Raw genomic sequence first — 2,002 nt, 5'->3', positions numbered from 1 at the left:
ATTAAGAATACCCGGCCTTTCAAAATCTTTTAAAGATAAATTTTTAATTACAACCGAGGTATCAAAAATTTCTTCATCAAATTCTATTCTTTGATTTGATTTTAATTTTACCAATAAATTTTTATCACTTGATACAAGTGTTGCCCCTTCGTAGAAAATTGATAAATATGAAGAATAGTCTTCGGCTAAATACCCGTTGGTTATTAAAAACAATAATAAGTCTTTTTCGCGATTAGTTACCTCTAATCTGTGACTAGTAGGAATATTAATTCCTTTTTCTTCATTTTCCGGAGAATCTTCACCTGATACAATAAAAAGACTTTCAACTGAAATTAGATTTTTACTTATTTTGTATTGCAAAGAAGAGCGGTTGAATGAATTAATTTCATTTCTCATCTTGGCTACTTCTTTATTTTTTTTGCTTAAGTTAGACTGCAATTCATGAATAGGTGATTTGAATACTCGCATCAATTTATTTTTATTTAAACTAATATTACCATGTCTATGGGAATAACTCTCTATTTCACTTGGACCATCTGCTGATATAGCTTTCTCTATTAACTTAGTCGTTACTTGTGAGAGTTCATACCACTCTTTGTTAATTTTTATTCTATCTTCATTTGTAAATCTATTTTCAAAAAAGAATAATCTTACTGCATTAAGTTTATCTATACTTATTTCAGCTTCAATTTCTTTTAATTCTTCTTCTAAAATTTCAAGGTCTTCTTTCAAAGATGCTGTAAAGCTATTTTCATATTCATCTGTTGCAATCACTTTATATAGAATCCCTTCTGACTTTTGAAGTTCTGTATATACTGAAGGAATTAAGTTTTTTAGTGTAATCAGAGAAAATAATCTTTTATTATCAAAGCTACCTGATAAATTTCCGTGAACATCTATAAATGTATAGTATTCATTTACTATATTATTCAATATCCTTAAATCTTGAATATGCAATGATATATCACCTAGAAAGATTTTAAACTCATTTTCTAACGTATAATTTTCAGTTATTTCATTAATTACATTAACTTTCATTTTGCTGTCTAGATTATACTTAGCACTTTTAGTTAATTTTTCTCTCGTTTGTTTAACAGGCTCCCCATTTATCATTAGTAGAAATGTTTCTTTTATTATTAATTCATTCTTTATCTTTTCTTTTAAAGCATTTTCAGCTTCTTCAGTTAACTCAGCATTCAGTTCATTAATAACACTGTCGACTACTAACCTCATTGAGCCTTCTTTAAAACTCTTTGTTAGTTCGTTTACTGATTCTATTTTTATTTCCTCAATTAACTCTTCTTTTAGCCCTTCAGATGGCTCTTTTTCTATTATTTTGATCAATATACTTATTTCATCTTCTGTTAATTCTTCCATAAGTTTAGATATAAGTATAACGATTCCTTCTTCAATTGACACTTCTGTTATTATTTTAATAAATTCTGAGTTTAGTGTTTCTTCTAATCGATCAGACGAATTATCTTTAATTATCTTAATTAATTCTTCTATTGGTTGCTTATTAACTTCTCCTACCGATTCTCTTATAATTTTTTCTATAATACGCTCTTTTTCTTTACCTAATAGTAGTGGTATAAGGTAATCTCTAGAATTAAAACCATCTAGCACAGGAATTACTGGGATAATTAATTCAAAAAATTTCGTCCTTAATTCAGATTCATGTTCTTCAATTCCTTCTTCAATCTTTGAGAATATATCTTCTTTTAATGCATAAATAAAAGTTATATTTCTATTTATTTGGTTTGAATTATTTAATAAGATATTTAATTCTTTTAAATGTTCAAATACTTTGATAGTTCCGAACCTATCTACATCTTCAATCACTACAACATTAAATTTATTCACTTCAAAGTAATATATTATTTCATCTATATATTTATTAAAATAAGAAACATTAGTTTCGTTTCCTTCGATAGCCACATTTCCCACACTTAGTTTAGATAATTTGAATTGTTTTAAGACAGCATTTATAACAATATAAAAC

1 pseudogene is annotated in these 2,002 nt (G+C 26.5%); it reads right to left on the bottom strand.

The features are described 5' to 3' along the window. Positions 1-1,995: pseudogene (locus tag DOK76_RS13220) on the bottom strand (YobI family P-loop NTPase); the annotation flags it as partial. Positions 1,996-2,002 lie beyond the last annotated feature (7 nt).

This window comes from Candidatus Vagococcus giribetii (assembly GCF_017316185.1).
Taxonomy (GTDB): Bacteria; Bacillota; Bacilli; order Lactobacillales; family Vagococcaceae; genus Vagococcus; species Vagococcus giribetii.
Note: the sequence above shows the minus strand (reverse complement) of the source record. Positions and strands in the feature narration are given on the sequence as shown.